Annotated in this window: 18 protein-coding genes and 1 tRNA gene; 17 read left to right on the top strand and 2 right to left on the bottom strand. The window is 62.7% G+C overall.

The genetic code is table 11. The annotated features are described in order from the left end of the window. Positions 1-123 precede the first annotated feature (123 nt). The 17 genes from aroA (at position 124) to BKY26_RS18915 (ending at position 13,291) form a co-directional block, all read left to right on the top strand. The gene (aroA, locus tag BKY26_RS18995) at positions 124-1,476 is read left to right on the top strand and encodes a 3-phosphoshikimate 1-carboxyvinyltransferase (protein ID WP_071691949.1); all 1,353 of its coding nucleotides are present in this window, start codon (positions 124-126) and stop codon (positions 1,474-1,476) included. 74 nt (positions 1,477-1,550) lie between these two features. Further along, the gene (locus tag BKY26_RS18990; protein WP_071691948.1) at positions 1,551-1,952 is read left to right on the top strand and encodes a GFA family protein; all 402 of its coding nucleotides are present in this window, start codon (positions 1,551-1,553) and stop codon (positions 1,950-1,952) included. Continuing rightward, positions 1,949-2,353: a GFA family protein gene (locus BKY26_RS18985; protein ID WP_071691947.1), complete on the top strand. Its 405-nt coding sequence runs from the start codon at positions 1,949-1,951 to the stop codon at positions 2,351-2,353. The genes BKY26_RS18990 and BKY26_RS18985 overlap by 4 nt, the downstream gene beginning before the upstream one ends. Before the next feature lie 41 nt (positions 2,354-2,394). Continuing rightward, positions 2,395-3,003, top strand: a complete 609-nt coding sequence (locus BKY26_RS18980) for a (d)CMP kinase (protein ID WP_071691946.1) — start codon at positions 2,395-2,397, stop codon at positions 3,001-3,003. Further along, positions 3,003-4,001, top strand: coding sequence for an aldo/keto reductase (locus BKY26_RS18975; RefSeq protein WP_071691945.1), 999 nt, complete (start codon positions 3,003-3,005; stop codon positions 3,999-4,001). The genes BKY26_RS18980 and BKY26_RS18975 overlap by 1 nt, the downstream gene beginning before the upstream one ends. 213 nt (positions 4,002-4,214) lie before the next feature. Next, on the top strand, positions 4,215-5,894 hold the full coding sequence (gene rpsA, locus BKY26_RS18970; protein ID WP_071691944.1) for a 30S ribosomal protein S1: 1,680 nt from the start codon (positions 4,215-4,217) through the stop codon (positions 5,892-5,894). Between the two features lie 255 nt (positions 5,895-6,149). Further along, positions 6,150-6,440, top strand: coding sequence for an integration host factor subunit beta (gene ihfB, locus BKY26_RS18965; protein WP_071691943.1), 291 nt, complete (start codon positions 6,150-6,152; stop codon positions 6,438-6,440). Positions 6,441-6,443: 3 nt separating this feature from the next. After that, positions 6,444-6,788 carry a LapA family protein gene (locus BKY26_RS18960; protein WP_071691942.1) on the top strand — a complete coding sequence of 115 codons (345 nt, stop codon included), beginning with the start codon at positions 6,444-6,446 and terminating at the stop codon, positions 6,786-6,788. Between the two features lie 9 nt (positions 6,789-6,797). Next, positions 6,798-7,439, top strand: coding sequence for a phosphoribosylanthranilate isomerase (locus BKY26_RS18955; protein WP_071691941.1), 642 nt, complete (start codon positions 6,798-6,800; stop codon positions 7,437-7,439). After that, entirely contained in the window at positions 7,439-7,774 is a 336-nt protein-coding gene (locus BKY26_RS18950) for a hypothetical protein (protein ID WP_071691940.1), read from the top strand. The genes BKY26_RS18955 and BKY26_RS18950 overlap by 1 nt, the downstream gene beginning before the upstream one ends. A gap of 45 nt (positions 7,775-7,819) precedes the next feature. Continuing rightward, positions 7,820-8,050, top strand: a complete 231-nt coding sequence (locus BKY26_RS18945) for an N-(5'-phosphoribosyl)anthranilate isomerase (RefSeq protein WP_071691939.1) — start codon at positions 7,820-7,822, stop codon at positions 8,048-8,050. Positions 8,051-8,217: 167 nt separating this feature from the next. Further along, positions 8,218-9,450 (top strand): tryptophan synthase subunit beta, encoded by a 1,233-nt coding sequence (trpB, locus tag BKY26_RS18940; protein WP_071691938.1) that lies wholly within the window; start codon positions 8,218-8,220, stop codon positions 9,448-9,450. A gap of 297 nt (positions 9,451-9,747) precedes the next feature. Next, positions 9,748-9,823 (top strand) — tRNA-Tyr (locus BKY26_RS18935). A 409-nt stretch (positions 9,824-10,232) separates the two neighbouring features. Next, positions 10,233-11,366, top strand: a complete 1,134-nt coding sequence (locus BKY26_RS18930) for a slipin family protein (protein ID WP_071691937.1) — start codon at positions 10,233-10,235, stop codon at positions 11,364-11,366. A 214-nt stretch (positions 11,367-11,580) separates the two neighbouring features. Then, positions 11,581-12,111 carry a hypothetical protein gene (locus tag BKY26_RS20455; protein ID WP_071691936.1) on the top strand — a complete coding sequence of 177 codons (531 nt, stop codon included), beginning with the start codon at positions 11,581-11,583 and terminating at the stop codon, positions 12,109-12,111. 134 nt (positions 12,112-12,245) lie between these two features. Then, positions 12,246-12,752, top strand: a complete 507-nt coding sequence (locus tag BKY26_RS20550) for a hypothetical protein (RefSeq protein ID WP_071691935.1) — start codon at positions 12,246-12,248, stop codon at positions 12,750-12,752. A 29-nt stretch (positions 12,753-12,781) separates the two neighbouring features. Then, positions 12,782-13,291 carry a helix-turn-helix transcriptional regulator gene (locus tag BKY26_RS18915; RefSeq protein ID WP_227435105.1) on the top strand — a complete coding sequence of 170 codons (510 nt, stop codon included), beginning with the start codon at positions 12,782-12,784 and terminating at the stop codon, positions 13,289-13,291. Between the two features lies 1 nt (position 13,292). On the opposite strand, the gene BKY26_RS18910 is transcribed toward BKY26_RS18915, so the two are convergent. Next, the gene (locus BKY26_RS18910; RefSeq protein WP_071691933.1) at positions 13,293-13,667 is read right to left on the bottom strand and encodes a DUF2237 family protein; all 375 of its coding nucleotides are present in this window, start codon (positions 13,665-13,667) and stop codon (positions 13,293-13,295) included. Then, positions 13,664-14,402: serine hydrolase domain-containing protein (locus BKY26_RS18905; protein ID WP_131541947.1), on the bottom strand; the 739-nt coding region annotated here is incomplete at its 5' end. The genes BKY26_RS18905 and BKY26_RS18910, both read right to left, overlap by 4 nt.

Here is a 14,402-nt window from a genome sequence, read left to right as displayed (position 1 = left end):
GATCGACGCCGAAGGCGGCGACTCGGACCCGGACCCATCAGCGACAGCGCGCAAAGAGGGGAGTGGACGCCCCCCCTGTCAGGCGCTATCACCCGGCCCGAACCTATTGCAGGAGACGCGCCCATGTCCGGCCACGGCAGCCCCGTTCCCATGACCTCGCACCCCTCGGGGCCGCTGTCCGGCACTGCCGATGTGCCCGGCGACAAGTCGATCTCTCACCGCAGCCTGATCCTGGGCGCCATGGCCGTGGGCGAGACCCGGATCACCGGCCTTCTCGAAGGGCAGGACGTTCTGGACACCGCCAAGGCGATGAAGGCCTTCGGCGCGGATGTGGAGCGTGTGGGCGACGGTGAATGGCGCGTCCATGGCGTGGGTGTTGGCGGGTTTGCGGAACCTGATAATGTCATCGACTGCGGCAACTCGGGCACCGGTGTGCGGCTGATCATGGGGTCGATGGCGACCTGTCCGATCACCGTGACCTTCACCGGCGACGCAAGCCTCAACAAGCGCCCGATGGCGCGGGTCACGGACCCGCTGGCTCTGTTTGGGTGCCAGTCGGTCGGGCGTGACGGCGGACGGCTGCCGATGACGCTGGTGGGTGCGGCAGAGCCGGTTCCGGTGCGCTACACCGTGCCGGTGCCAAGCGCGCAGGTAAAATCCGCCGTGCTGCTCGCGGGGCTGAACGCCCCCGGCCAGACCGTGGTGATCGAAAAAGAGGCCACCCGCGACCATACTGAACGGATGCTGGCGGGTTTCGGAGCCGAGATCACGGTGGAGGACACCGAAGAAGGCCGCGTGATTACCCTGACCGGCCAGCCGGAGCTGAAGCCGCAGACCATCACCGTCCCACGCGATCCATCCTCCGCCGCTTTCCCGGTCTGCGCGGCCCTGATCGTGCCCGGGTCTGATGTGCTGGTCCCCAATATCGGGCTGAACCCGACCCGCGCGGGGCTGTTCTATACCTTGCAGGAGATGGGCGCGGACCTGACGTTCGAGAACATGCGCGAAGAGGGGGGCGAACCCGTCGCCGATCTGCGCGCGAAATACTCGCCTGACATGACGGGTATCGAGGTGCCGCCCGCACGCGCGGCGAGCATGATCGACGAATACCCGATCCTGTCGGTGGTTGCGGCCAATGCGACCGGCCGGACCGTCATGCGCGGCGTGAAGGAGCTGCGGGTGAAGGAAAGCGACCGGATTGACGCCATGGCCACCGGGCTGCGCGCCAATGGCGTTGAGGTCGAGGACGGCCCCGACTGGTGGATCGTGACCGGCATGGGCGCGGGCAATGTGCCGGGCGGCGGGCTGACCGAAAGCCATCTCGACCACCGCATCGCCATGTCCTTCCTCTGCCTCGGTATGTCCACGCAAAGCCCGGTGCGGGTGGATGACGCCAGCCCCATCGTCACCAGCTTCCCGATCTTCGAGCCGCTGATGGAATCGCTCGGCGCGTCGCTGCAACGAACCGGCGCGTGAAACGTCGCTTTCCGGCGTGACATCGGGGCAGGGGCCGTGCTGTCCTTGCCCTGAAACCGCTGGAAGGGATACGCATGATCACCGGAAGCTGCCTGTGCGGGGCGATCCATTATCGGATTGACGTGCCGCTTGGCCCCGTCACCCCCTGTCATTGCACCCAATGCCGGAAGTCCACCGGCCATTTCAGCGCCGCGACCCCGGTGAAATGGGAGGATCTGGCTCTGGAAGGCGAGCTGAGCTGGTACGACTCCACCCCCGGAAAAGCCCGGCGCGGGTTCTGCGGCACCTGCGGCAGCTACATGATCTGGGAGGAATTCGACGGGTTGGCCTATGTGTCTGCCGGAACCATGGACAACCCCACGGGGCTGAGCATCGACGCGCATATCTTCTATGCCGACAAGGGCGATTATTACCGCTGCGATGACGGGGTGCCCTGCTATGCGCAGGGCCGGTCGAGCGAGGAGATGGCACCATGACCAGCGGCTCTTGCCTGTGCGGCGCGGTCCGCTTTGTGGTTACCGGCCCGCTCCGGCCCGTGATTGCGTGCCACTGCACCCAGTGTCGCAAGACATCCGGCCACCACGTCGCAGCGACATCCGCTCATCGGGACCAGATCGCGGTGACGGGAGAGGTGACGTGGTTCCAGTCATCCGACTCAGCGCGGCGCGGGTTCTGTGGGACATGCGGCAGCAATCTCTTCTGGGATGGCGAGGGCGAGAACCTGTCGATCTTCGCGGGCGCGATTGACGGACAGACGGGGTTGCGGATCGCAGGCCATATCTTCTGTGCCGACAAGGGGGATTACTACGATCTCCCCGAGGATCTGCCCCGGTCCCAAGGATATGACCCGGCGCTGACCACGCGGGTTGTCGGCTGATCGGACTTGCGCCGGGGCGCGGGCGGGGCTAGCCCTAGGCCATGGCATTTACAGTAGCAATCGACGGGCCCGCCGCGGCGGGCAAGGGGACCATCGCGCGGGCAGTGGCGGATCATTTCGGCTTTGCCTATCTGGATACGGGGCTGCTGTATCGCGCCGTAGGCCAGCGTATGCTGGACGGGGAAGACCCGGTGGAGGCGGCGGCGGCCCTGCGGGCCGCGGACCTCGACCATCCCGACCTGCGCGGGGCCGAGGCGGCGCAGGCGGCCAGCAAGGTGGCCGTGATCCCCGAGGTGCGGGCGGCGCTGCTGGATTTCCAGCGCGCCTTTTCCCGGCGTTTGGGCGGCGCGGTTCTGGACGGGCGCGACATCGGCACGGTGATCTGTCCCGAGGCGGAGGCAAAGCTTTATGTCACCGCGTCGGATGAAACCCGTGCGGCGCGGCGGCACAAGGAACTGGTGGCCAATGGGCGCGAGATCGGTTTTGACGAAGTGCTGGCCGAGTTGCGCGAACGAGATGCACGCGACAGCGCGCGGGCGACGGCCCCCCTCAAGCCCGCCGAGGATGCGGTGATGATCGACACCTCGGACATGACGATCGAGCAGGCTTTCGTGGCGGCCATCGCGGCAATTTCTCAAAGGATGCCCTGATGAAACAGATCAGGCTTGGCCAGTCCGGCCCCATGGTGTCCTGCCTTGGCTATGGGGCGATGTCGTTTTCCGATTTCTACGGGGTCACAACGGATGAAAACTCTTTCGCCATTCTCGATGAGGCAATGGAGGCGGGTGTGACGCATCTGGACACCGCCAATGTCTATGGCATGGGGCGGTCCGAACGGGTGATCGGAGACTACCTAAGGGCACGACCCGAGGCGCGTGATTATTTCACCATCGCCACCAAGGCTGCCATCACGCGGGACGGGGAGGGCAACCGCATCTTCCGAAACGATCCGGAGCATCTGGAGGCGGAGCTGGATGCGAGCCTGCAACGGCTCGGGGTCGAGGCGGTGGACCTTTTCTATGCGCATCGCCGGGACAAGTCGCGTCCCATCGAGGAAACGGCAGAGGCGCTTGGGGTGCTGGTCAGGAAGGGCAAGGCGAAGGCCATCGGCCTGTCGGAAATCTCGCCCACATCGCTGGCCCGCGCCCATGCTGTGCATCCGGTGGCGGCGGTGCAGTCGGAATACTCGCTGTCCACCCGGTCGCCGGATCTGGGTCTTGTTCAGGGATGCGCGCGGATCGGGGCGACATTCGTGGCGTTCTCACCCGTGGGCCGGTCTTTCCTGACCGATACACCGCTCAGCTGGGAAGCGGTGCAGAGCTTGCCGTTCCTTGCCGCGAACCCGCGTTTCAGCGCGGAAACCTACCCCGCCAATATCGCTGCGACCGACGCGTTTCGCGCTTTGGCCGCCGAGATGGGCACCAGCGCCGCCGCTTTGGCCATTGCCTGGACGCTTGCGCAGGGCGATCACGTGTTGCCCATTCCCGGAACAAGGTCGTTGGCCCATTTCCGCCAGCATATCGAAGGGGCCAACATGACCCTGACGACAACCGATCTTGCCGCCATCGAGACAGTGCTGCCCGCCGGTTGGGCGCATGGAGACCGCTATTCGGACGAACAATGGATCGGACCAGAGCGCTTCTGCTGATCCCGGCCCTTGATTTACAGGCGCTTCGGGCTTGCTCTTTCCCCCTCCAGTGGCTATAGAGCGCCCGTCAAGCAGGCGGTCAACGTCTCACACGGGCAGGGTCGGGTCATTCCCCGGCCCTCATTCGTTTGAGAAACGACCGTAAGACCAACCTCAAAGACCGGCGGAGACAACCGCGCGGCCAGTAACACCACTAAAGGAAAATGACGCCACATGGCTAACGCAACCATGGAGGAATTCGAAGCCCTCCTTAACGAAAGCTTCGAAATCGACACGCCCGAAGAAGGGTCTGTTGTCAAAGGCAAGGTGATCGCGATTGAAGCGGGCCAGGCCATCATCGATGTCGGCTACAAGATGGAAGGCCGCGTTGATCTGAAAGAATTCGCAAATCCCGGCGAAGCCCCCGAAATCGCTGTCGGCGATGAGGTCGAGGTCTTCCTGCGCACGGTCGAGAACGCCCGTGGCGAGGCTGTCATCAGCCGTGAAATGGCCCGCCGCGAGGCCGCCTGGGATCGTCTGGAAAAAGCATATGCAGACGAAGAGCGCGTCGAAGGCGCCATCTTCGGCCGCGTCAAGGGCGGCTTCACCGTCGACCTCGGCGGCGCTGTGGCCTTCCTGCCCGGTTCGCAGGTTGACGTGCGCCCCGTGCGCGACGCCGGCCCGCTGATGAACCTCAAGCAGCCGTTCCAGATCCTGAAAATGGACCGCCGCCGTGGCAACATCGTTGTGTCGCGCCGCGCGATCCTCGAAGAATCCCGCGCCGAGCAGCGCGCCGAGGTCATCGGCAAGCTCTCTGAAGGCGACGTGGTGGACGGTGTCGTCAAGAACATCACCGAATACGGCGCCTTCGTCGATCTGGGTGGCGTTGACGGCCTGCTCCATGTCACCGACATGGCATGGCGCCGCGTGAACGACCCCAAAGAGGTTCTGTCCATCGGCGAAACCGTCAAGGTTCAGGTCATCAAGGTCAACAAGGACACCCACCGTATCAGCCTGGGCATGAAGCAGCTGCAGGAAGATCCGTGGAACCTGGTCGAAGGCAAGTACCCGCTGGAATCGACCCATACCGGCCGCGTCACCAACATCACCGATTACGGTGCGTTCGTGGAGCTGGAGCCCGGCGTCGAAGGTCTGGTTCACGTGTCCGAAATGTCCTGGACCAAGAAGAACGTGCACCCCGGCAAGATCGTCTCGACCTCTCAGGAAGTCGAAGTCATGGTGCTGGAAATCGACACCGCTAAGCGCCGCGTGTCGCTCGGTCTCAAGCAGACCATGCGCAATCCTTGGGAAGTGTTCGAAGAGCAGTACCCGGTCGGCACCGTTGTCGAAGGCGAAGTCAAGAACATCACCGAGTTCGGTCTGTTCGTGGGTCTCGACAACGATATCGACGGCATGGTTCACCTCTCCGACCTGACCTGGGAAGGCCGTGGCGAAGACGTGATCGGCAACTACCGCAAGGGCGATGTCGTTCAGGCGGTTGTGTCCGAGGTCGACACCGACAAGGAACGCATCTCGCTGTCCATCAAGGCCGTTGAAGGCGACCCCTTCGCCGATGCCGTCGATGGTGTGAAGCGTGGCTCGATCATCACCGTGGCCGTCACCGCGATCGAAGATGGCGGGATCGAAGTGGAATACGAAGGCATGAAGTCCTTCATCCGCCGCTCCGACCTCAGCCGCGACCGTGCCGAACAGCGCCCCGAGCGCTTCCAGATCGGCGACAAGATCGACGTCCGCGTCACCAATGTGGATGGCCGGTCCCGTCGTCTGGGTCTGTCGATCAAGGCCCGCGAAATCGCGGAAGAGAAGGAAGCCGTGGAACAGTACGGGTCTTCCGATTCCGGTGCATCGCTCGGCGATATCCTGGGCGCAGCGCTCAAGGGCAACGACGACTGATTCCGGCTAAAGCCAAGTCATTGGGCCTCGCGGAAACGCGGGGCCCTTTTTCTGTTCTGGTGCCCCGAATCAGGCCCAAGGGTGGCCCGTTTGGAAAGGGGATGATCGGCAGATGACCGCGAAACTTGGGCAATATGCTGCGCGTTGCCCCGAAGTTCCGCCGAATTCCCCCGGATTTTCAACGGCTTTTCAATTCCCCCAAGGCCGCTTTGCGCTTATAGTCCGGTATCAGGAAACCGCGGCCAGGGGGTTTGGATGATACGTTCGGAACTGATCCAAAAGCTGGCTGACGAAAATCCGTCCCTCACCATGCGTGAGGTCGAGATGATCGTCAGTGCAATTTTCGAAGAGATCATCGGGGCACTGTCGCGTGGCGACCGCGTGGAACTGCGCGGTTTCGGCGCGTTTTCCGTGAAGAAGCGGGATGCGAGGATTGGACGAAATCCGCGCACCGGTGAAAGTGTCCAGGTGGAAGAGAAACACGTTCCCTTCTTCAAGGCCGGCAAGCTGTTGCGCGACAGGTTGAACGGTTTGGAAGGTTCCTGAACGGTGAAATACATCAAGTACCTGTTTTTGGCTGTCATCGGCGTGGCGCTGGTGCTGGTTTCGCTCGCCAATGTCGAGCCGGTGACGCTGACCGTGCTGCCCCACAATCTGGCGGAATGGGTGAACTGGAACTACGCGATCACCCTGCCGCTGTTCCTCGTGATTCTCGGGGGCATTCTGGCCGGTTTGCTGATCGGCTTCGTCTGGGAATGGTTCCGCGAGCACAAGCAGCGGGCCGAGGCCAAGGCGCAGCGCAAGGAACGCGATCAGCTGGCCCGCGAGGTGCAGAACCTGCGGGGCGAGGCCAACCGGGGCAAGGACGAGGTTCTCGCCCTTCTGGAAGACTGACGCGCGCCCATGTCCATTGCCGTCAAGTTCTGCGGGCTGACCCGGCCCGAGGATATCGCCGCCGCCCATGAGGCCAGCGCCCGCTATGTGGGCTTCGTGCATTTCGCCAAATCGCCCCGGCATCTGGAGATCGATCCGATGGCGGCACTTGCCGTCGAGGTGCCTCCCGGGTTGGCCAAGGTGCTGCTCACGGTGAATGCGGATGACGCAACGCTAGATGTCATTACCGCCCGCGTGCCGCTGGACATGTTGCAGCTTCACGGGCGCGAAAGCCCCGAGCGGGTGGCCGAGATCAAGGCGCGCTACGGGCTGCCGGTGATGAAGGCGATAGGGGTGGCAGAGGCAGGCGATCTGGCGGCGATTGACGTCTATTCGACGGTCGCCGACCAGCTGCTGATCGACGCGAAACCGCCGACTGGGGCGGATCTGCCGGGCGGAAACGGGCTGGCCTTCGACTGGCGCCTTCTGGCGGATCGGAAATACTGGACCCGTCCCTGGATGCTGGCGGGCGGGCTGACACCGGACAATGTGGCTGAGGCCGCGCGCCTGACAGGGGCAAAACAGGTCGATGTGTCGTCTGGCGTCGAAAGCGCGCCGGGGTTGAAGGATGCCGGTTTCATGAAGCGCTTTGCGCAGGCACTGGAGGACTGATGGGGTTCCTTGGAAAACTAGTCATCTATGGCCTGATCGCCGCGGCAGGCGCTGCCTATGCGACCCGCCCTTCGGTCGAAGAGGTGCGCGAGCTTTACCGTGACATGGTTGCCGCCGAAATCGCCGATGGCTCGATCATATCGGCTGATAATGGCGCGGCGCAGACGGCCCTTGCCGCCTGTCAGGTGACGCCCGCGAACTGTGCCCGGCTGCTCGAGGGGGTGATCTCTTTCGATTATGAGAACCGCTATCTGTTTGCGACGGTGGCTACCCGCTCCCCCTTCTTCGAACCTCGAAGCTGCATTGCGGCGTTTGAACGGCTGCTTTGCCGGTAGGGGCCATTTACCCCGTCTTAACCACGCGGGATTAGGCTGCCCGGCATGGCTGAACTTCCTGAATACCTGACCCCGGACTTGTGGCTCGATCAGATCTTCTCCTCGAAAGAGGCGCAGCGCGGTGGCATTGTCAAACGCCAGATCCGCGATGTGGAACGGTTGGTGGGGCGGCAGGCTTGCGCCCGCGCGCTGGAGCGGAAAGGCTTCCAGGCGGTGGAGAATGGGCGCCACTTCGTCGTGTTCTGCAATGGTGCCCCGATCAGGCGGGTTCGGTGAAAAGGGCCTTCGAAGGCCCTTGGATCAAGCCGCTTCGAAGCGGCTTCAAACGCGGTTTCGAAACCGCGTGTTCCAAGGCGTTTCGAAACGCCTTTTACCCGCCCGCTCTTGTCCCCGCCCTTTCGCTCGAATAGGACAGGTCAGACACCTCAGCTAGGATGACCGCCATGGCCGAAGACCTGATCAACTCCTTCATGACCGGCCCCGACGAAAACGGCCGTTTCGGCGATTTCGGCGGGCGTTTCGTGTCGGAAACGCTGATGCCGCTGATCCTTGAACTGGAGAAGCAATACGAACACGCCAAGACCGATGACAGCTTCTGGGCCGAGATGAACGATCTCTGGACCCACTATGTCGGCCGACCCAGCCCGCTCTATTTCGCCAGCCGCCTGACCGAGCATCTGGGCGGCGCCAAGATCTACATGAAGCGCGATGAGCTCAACCACACCGGCGCGCACAAGATCAACAACGTGCTCGGCCAGATCATCCTGGCCCGCCGCATGGGCAAGACCCGGATCATCGCCGAAACCGGCGCCGGTCAGCATGGCGTTGCCACTGCCACCGTCTGCGCCAAGTTCGGGCTGAAATGCGTGGTCTATATGGGCGCGCATGATGTGGAGCGGCAGAAACCCAACGTCTTCCGCATGCGCCTGCTTGGGGCCGAAGTGGTCCCGGTGACCTCTGGCCGTGGCACGCTGAAGGACGCGATGAACGACGCGCTGCGCGATTGGGTGACCAATGTGCGCGACACGTTCTATTGCATCGGCACCGTGGCCGGTCCGCACCCGTACCCGGCCATGGTCCGTGATTTCCAGCAGATCATCGGCAAGGAAGCCAAGGCCCAGATGCAGGAGGCCGAGGGCCGTCTGCCCGACACGATCATCGCCGCCATCGGTGGCGGGTCCAACGCCATGGGCCTGTTCTTCCCCTTCCTTGATGACAAATCCGTTGAGATCATCGGGGTTGAAGCGGGCGGCAAAGGTGTGAACGCCGATATGGAACATTGCGCCTCGCTGACCGGCGGGCGTCCCGGCGTTCTGCATGGCAACCGCACCTATTTGCTTCAGGATGATGACGGTCAGATCCTGGAAGGCTACTCGATTTCTGCGGGTCTCGATTACCCCGGCATCGGCCCCGAACACAGCTGGCTGCATGAAATCGGCCGCGCTCAGTACGTCTCGATCACCGACAAGGAGGCGCTCGCGGCCTTCCAACTCTGCTGTGAGCAGGAGGGGATCATCCCGGCGCTGGAGCCGTCCCACGCGCTGGCCCATGTGATCAAGATCGCGCCTGACCTGCCGAAAGACCACATCATCTGCATGAACATGTGCGGGCGCGGCGACAAGGATATCTTCACGGTGGCGAAACATTTGGGTTTCGACATGGCCGAGGCGGATTGAAACATCGCGAAAGCCTGACCCCGGTCAGACCATTGCGAAAGGGCGTTCCACAGCGGGCGCCCTTTTCACTTGTTGCGCACCCCCGCAATAATGTTGCGCATTCATCACGGTGTATTTGTTACACCAAATCACATATTGAGCGACTCGGGCCCCGTCCCTTATCACCCGCCCTCACCAGCCGACGGGCTGGCCCTAGCGGCAGGGGGTGATCACCCCTCCGGTGCGGGCGGCGCTGCCGATCCCCGTATGCCAGGGCCTGAAACCGGGGCAGGTGCCAACGTGACATCCAAACGTCGCGCGAAAATAGCTCAGATGGTAGAGCATCGGACTGTAACTCCGAGTGGCGCAGGTTCAATTCCTGCTTTTCGCTCCAAAAAGCCCGGATGAGGGCACTGGTTCGCTAAACCAGCCACGTGAGTGGTTCGAAACATAGGGGTCCGGGGTCGCTTCGCGAGGGGTGGCCTGATCCTCTGGTGCGCCAGAGGGGACGGATGCCGTTCGCCCTGGCCCTGGGCCGGGAGGGACGTGATGCAGACCCGCCTGCCGTCGCCAGACCCCGCCAATCGGGCAGGCGTTCCGCGACGCCTGCGGCCTGCCACTCCGCCTCTCTCCGCCCGGGGGCATGGCAGGACCGGCCTCGGACCTCACCCCATTCCCGCGAGGGGCAATCCCGCCTTTCGCCCACACCTGTCACGGGTCAGCCCCCGTGCAACCCACCCCAACCAAGGAGATCGCGCTTTGCGACGACGACGATAGACACGACCATGAAAAGGAGACCTGACATGTCTATTATGAAAGCCCTCCGGAACCAGCGGCGATTGCTCGTTCCGGTCAACACCCGCACCCTCGTGCTTGCCAAGGGGAAGATCGACCAGATCCTCGGCCCCGGTGAGCACTGGATCGACATGCAGGACGTTCAGACCGAACGGTTTGATCTCTCCTCCCCCCGGTTCGTGTCCACGCTCGCCGCGCCCTTGCGCCGGGATCGGCCCGACTTGGTCGAGGCCCATTTCACCGAGGTCCATACCGGCCCCGATGAGGTGGCCGTGATCACCCGCGAGGGGATCGTCACCGACCTTGTGGCCCCGGAACAGCACGCGCTTTTCTGGACCGACGCAGGCCCCTGGACCGTGGATCGGTTCGACATGGCCGCAGAGGTGATGGTTGCCCCGGCCTTTGCCCGCCGGCTTGAGCGGGCGCGGTTGGACGGCCAGATCAACGTGACCACGGTCGAGGAGGGGCGCGTGTCCCTTCTTTTCACCGACGGGCGGCTTGTGAAAGTACTCGACCCCGGAACCCACTGGTTCTGGATCTTCGGGCGCAAGCACACCGTCCGGCAGGTCGATATGCGCTGGCAGACCAAGGAGGTCGCGGGGCAAGAGATCCTCACCAAGGACCGCGTGTCCATCCGGGTGAACTTGACCGCGGTCTTCCGTGTCACCGATGCGGTGAAAGCCGTGACTGCGGTGCGCGACCATGACGAGGCGCTTCACCGGGCCGTGCAGCTTGCGTTTCGCAAGACGCTCGGGGCGATGACCCTTGATCGGATCTTGGCCGAGAAGGGGATGGTCGATGCCGAGGCTGCCGAGAAGGTTCGCGCCGATATGGCCGGGCTTGGGATCGAGGTGGGTGAGATCGCGTTGAAAGACGTGATCTTGCCCGGCGAGATGCGCGACATCCTCAACGGCGTGGTCGCCGCCCAGAAAGAGGCCGAGGCCAACGTGATCCGCCGGCGTGAGGAAACGAACGCCACGCGGTCCTTGCTCAACACCGCGCGTGTCATGGCGGAGAACCCCGTCATGTTGCGGTTGAAGGAGCTTGAGGCGTTGGAAACCATCGCGGGCAAGGTCGAACGGCTTACGGTCCATAACGGGACCGAGGGTCTCATGACCGACCTCGTAAAGCTTCGGGACTAGGCAAAAGCCCCTGAAACCAAGGCCCGTCCGGTGAAAACCGGGCGGGTCAGCCTGTTTATACCTCAGGTTTAGGCCCCTGAACCGGCGGTTTATGGACCCCGGGATAAACGGCGGTCAAATATGCATCGCGCATCCGCGGTGCTTTTGTCGGGTCATCGGATCGGTGGCAGCGTCCCCGGTTCGTCCTTGAAACAAGATCAACAGGAGATGATCCATGACCCCGAAATCCATTCTTGCCGCTTCCGTGACGGCGGTTCTGCTGTCGACCACCACCCTCTCTGCCCAAACCTCGAATGACGCCGTGAATGCGGCCATCGCCGAACTGCAGGACGCAGGCTACATGCGCATTGAGGTGCAGATCCGCAATGGTGGCTACAGGATCGAGGCAACCGGCGCCGACGGCTCGGTTGAGCGGACTTTCGACCGCGATGGCAACCTTGTCCGCGAAGAGGTGGTCTCGGGCGGGATCGAAACCGAAACGACGTATGACGCCAATGGCAATGTGATCGAAACCGAAACCGGCCCGGCCTATGACGACGATGATCGGGATGACGATGACGATGATGATGATCGCGATGACGATGACGGTCGCGACGATGACGATGATGATGATGACAACAGCGGTCACGGAAACGATGACGATGACGACGACCACGATGACGACAACGATGACGATGACGATGACGATGATGACGACGACGATCACGGCGGCCATGGCAGCGATGACGTGAACGACGACCACTAAGGACCGATATCGGCTTTAGGTTCCCTTCAGGAGATTGGTGTGCTCTCCTGTTGCCGATAGACGGACCTCGCTCTGCCCCGCCAGTCCCCCCAGCCACGCGGGGCAGAGCCATTTCAACCAAGGAGACGAAACAGATGAAACCCTCGCGCCTTTTGATGGCCACTGCGCTCTGCCTGTCGGCGGGAACCGGAGCAGTCTGGGCGCAGGATATCGAGGCCCAGATCATCGCGCAGCTTCAGGCGCAGGGATATGCGCGCATCCATGTGACACGCACCTGGCTTGGGCGCGTCCGCATCGAGGCCGAAGGGCCCGGTCGCGAACGCGAGATCATCTTCAATCCGACAACCGGCGAGATTCTGCGCGACTATTGGGAAATCGAAGATGACCACTCGGGCGGTGGCGGGGTTTTGCCGTCATCCGTGTCGGAAAGCTCGGGTGACGACGATGACGACGACAATGATGATCGTGATGATGACCGCGACGACGATGATGATGACGACGACGAAGATAACAGTGGCTCGGGCGGCGACGACGACGATGACGATGATGACAACAGCGGATCGGGCGATGACGACGATGACGACGACAACAGCGGCTCTGGAGGGGGCGGAGATGACGACGATGACGATGACGATGACTGATGGCTCGCAGCGCCAGGAGGGGCAGCTGCGTGACAAAGGGTAAGCTGCTTCTTGCGGCTGTTTTCATTGTGCAACTGGTCTGCTCGGTCTTTTTCGTGTCCGAGATTGTTTTGACCATATTCAATGTTCGCGCCCGTCCGATCAGCTGGCAAACCCGCGAGCTGATGGAAATCGGTGCGACGATCGGGTTGATCATCGGGCCAATCATCGGCGCGATTTTTCTGCGCAACTCCATGCGACGCACGGCAATTGTCGAGCAGAAGCTCAAGGCCGCGTCAGGGGCCTTCATGGATGTGATGGCGGAACGGTTCGACGATTGGGGCCTGACCCCGGCGGAACGCGACGTGGCGCTTTTTGCAATAAAGGGCATGTCGATCCAGGAAATCGCCGATTTGCGCCAGACATCCGAAGGCACGGTCAAGGCGCAGACCAACGCGATCTATCGCAAGGCAGGCGTCAGCGGACGGCCTCAGCTGTTGAGCCTGTTCATCGAAGATTTGCTGGACGTGGACGACCGCGTTCGGATTGCCGCCGAATAGATCAGGTTGCGGCCATTTCCTTCAGAACATCCAGAGACACGATGTCCAGGGCGCGGGCATGGGTTGCTTCCAGCCGCACCTTGGGTGCGCAGCCTTCGTCATGGGCCTGAAGGAACCGGCCGGCGCAGAGGCACCATTGGTCGCCCGGTTTCAGCCCCGCAAATCCGAACTCTGGCCGGGGCGTGGACAGATCGTTGCCCACATATTTGGAATAGGCGAGGAACTCCGCCGTCATCTCGGCGCAGACCGTGTGGCTGCCATGATCGTCGGAACAGGTGTTGCAATGACCATCGCGGAAGAACCCCGTCAGGGGATCGGTGGAACACGGCTGCAACGCGCCGCCCAACACGTTTACCGGGGCATCCATGGGGGTCATTGGCTATCCTCCGGTTCGGCATCAGCCTCGGGTTCAGGGCCTGGCGCTGGCGGGGCGAGGCTTTCAGAGATCAGCCGAAAGATGCGGACGTTTTCCTCGTTCACGCCGGCATCGCGGAATTGCCGGTCCGCACCGGTGGTGGCGATGACCACAGCATTGACCTGATCGACATAGACGTATTGCCCATAGATCCCGCGCGCCATGAACTGGCCGGACTCGGCCCCGACGGGAATCCACCACTGGTAGCCATAGCCGATCTCGCCCGGTGCGGTATTTGCCGACGCGGCGGTCGAGGCCGCAACCCAATCGGCGGACAGGATCTGCTGGCCGCCATATGTGCCGTTGTTGAGGTAGAGCAGCCCAAGACGCGCATAGTCGCGGGTGGTCATGTTCAAGCCGCCAAGCACGAAGGCCACGCCCTCGCCATCTGTCAGGTAATAGGGTGTGCTGTCCATCCCGAGCGGCGCGATGATCCGTTCAGACAGAAGCGAGGGGATGTCACGCCCGGTTGCGCCCCGGATCACCATGCCGATCACATGGGTGTCGATCGAGACATATTGCCATTCTTCGCCCGCCGGGCGGTCGGTTTCTGTCAGCGCCGCGGCGAAGCCATCGAGTGTGCCGCCAAGGGCGATCTCACGGCCCATGCGGTTGATGTCGGAATTGTAGTCCAGGTAGTCCTCGTCGAAGGTCACGCCCGACGACATTTGCAGCACGTCAAGGATCGTCGCGCCG

It is taken from the genome of Nioella sediminis, assembly GCF_001879695.1.
Lineage (GTDB): Bacteria > Pseudomonadota > Alphaproteobacteria > Rhodobacterales > Rhodobacteraceae > Nioella > Nioella sediminis.
The sequence above is the reverse complement of the archived record's forward strand: the minus strand, read 5'-3'. Positions and strand labels throughout refer to the sequence as shown.

What these genes read in the sequence shown, in the direction of transcription:
- BKY26_RS18975 (WP_071691945.1), top strand. Translation starts at nt 3,003, where the DNA reads ATGAAACAGATCAGGCTTGGCCAGTCCGGCCCCATGGTGTCCTGCCTT.
- BKY26_RS20550 (WP_071691935.1), top strand. Translation starts at nt 12,246, where the DNA reads ATGAAACCCTCGCGCCTTTTGATGGCCACTGCGCTCTGCCTGTCGGCG.
- aroA (WP_071691949.1), top strand. Translation starts at nt 124, where the DNA reads ATGTCCGGCCACGGCAGCCCCGTTCCCATGACCTCGCACCCCTCGGGG.
- BKY26_RS18980 (WP_071691946.1), top strand. Translation starts at nt 2,395, where the DNA reads ATGGCATTTACAGTAGCAATCGACGGGCCCGCCGCGGCGGGCAAGGGG.
- BKY26_RS18990 (WP_071691948.1), top strand. Translation starts at nt 1,551, where the DNA reads ATGATCACCGGAAGCTGCCTGTGCGGGGCGATCCATTATCGGATTGAC.
- BKY26_RS18945 (WP_071691939.1), top strand. Translation starts at nt 7,820, where the DNA reads ATGGCTGAACTTCCTGAATACCTGACCCCGGACTTGTGGCTCGATCAG.
- ihfB (WP_071691943.1), top strand. Translation starts at nt 6,150, where the DNA reads ATGATACGTTCGGAACTGATCCAAAAGCTGGCTGACGAAAATCCGTCC.
- BKY26_RS18955 (WP_071691941.1), top strand. Translation starts at nt 6,798, where the DNA reads ATGTCCATTGCCGTCAAGTTCTGCGGGCTGACCCGGCCCGAGGATATC.
- BKY26_RS20455 (WP_071691936.1), top strand. Translation starts at nt 11,581, where the DNA reads ATGACCCCGAAATCCATTCTTGCCGCTTCCGTGACGGCGGTTCTGCTG.
- BKY26_RS18985 (WP_071691947.1), top strand. Translation starts at nt 1,949, where the DNA reads ATGACCAGCGGCTCTTGCCTGTGCGGCGCGGTCCGCTTTGTGGTTACC.
- BKY26_RS18950 (WP_071691940.1), top strand. Translation starts at nt 7,439, where the DNA reads ATGGGGTTCCTTGGAAAACTAGTCATCTATGGCCTGATCGCCGCGGCA.
- trpB (WP_071691938.1), top strand. Translation starts at nt 8,218, where the DNA reads ATGGCCGAAGACCTGATCAACTCCTTCATGACCGGCCCCGACGAAAAC.
- BKY26_RS18930 (WP_071691937.1), top strand. Translation starts at nt 10,233, where the DNA reads ATGTCTATTATGAAAGCCCTCCGGAACCAGCGGCGATTGCTCGTTCCG.
- BKY26_RS18910 (WP_071691933.1), bottom strand. Translation starts at nt 13,667, where the DNA reads ATGACCCCCATGGATGCCCCGGTAAACGTGTTGGGCGGCGCGTTGCAG.
- rpsA (WP_071691944.1), top strand. Translation starts at nt 4,215, where the DNA reads ATGGCTAACGCAACCATGGAGGAATTCGAAGCCCTCCTTAACGAAAGC.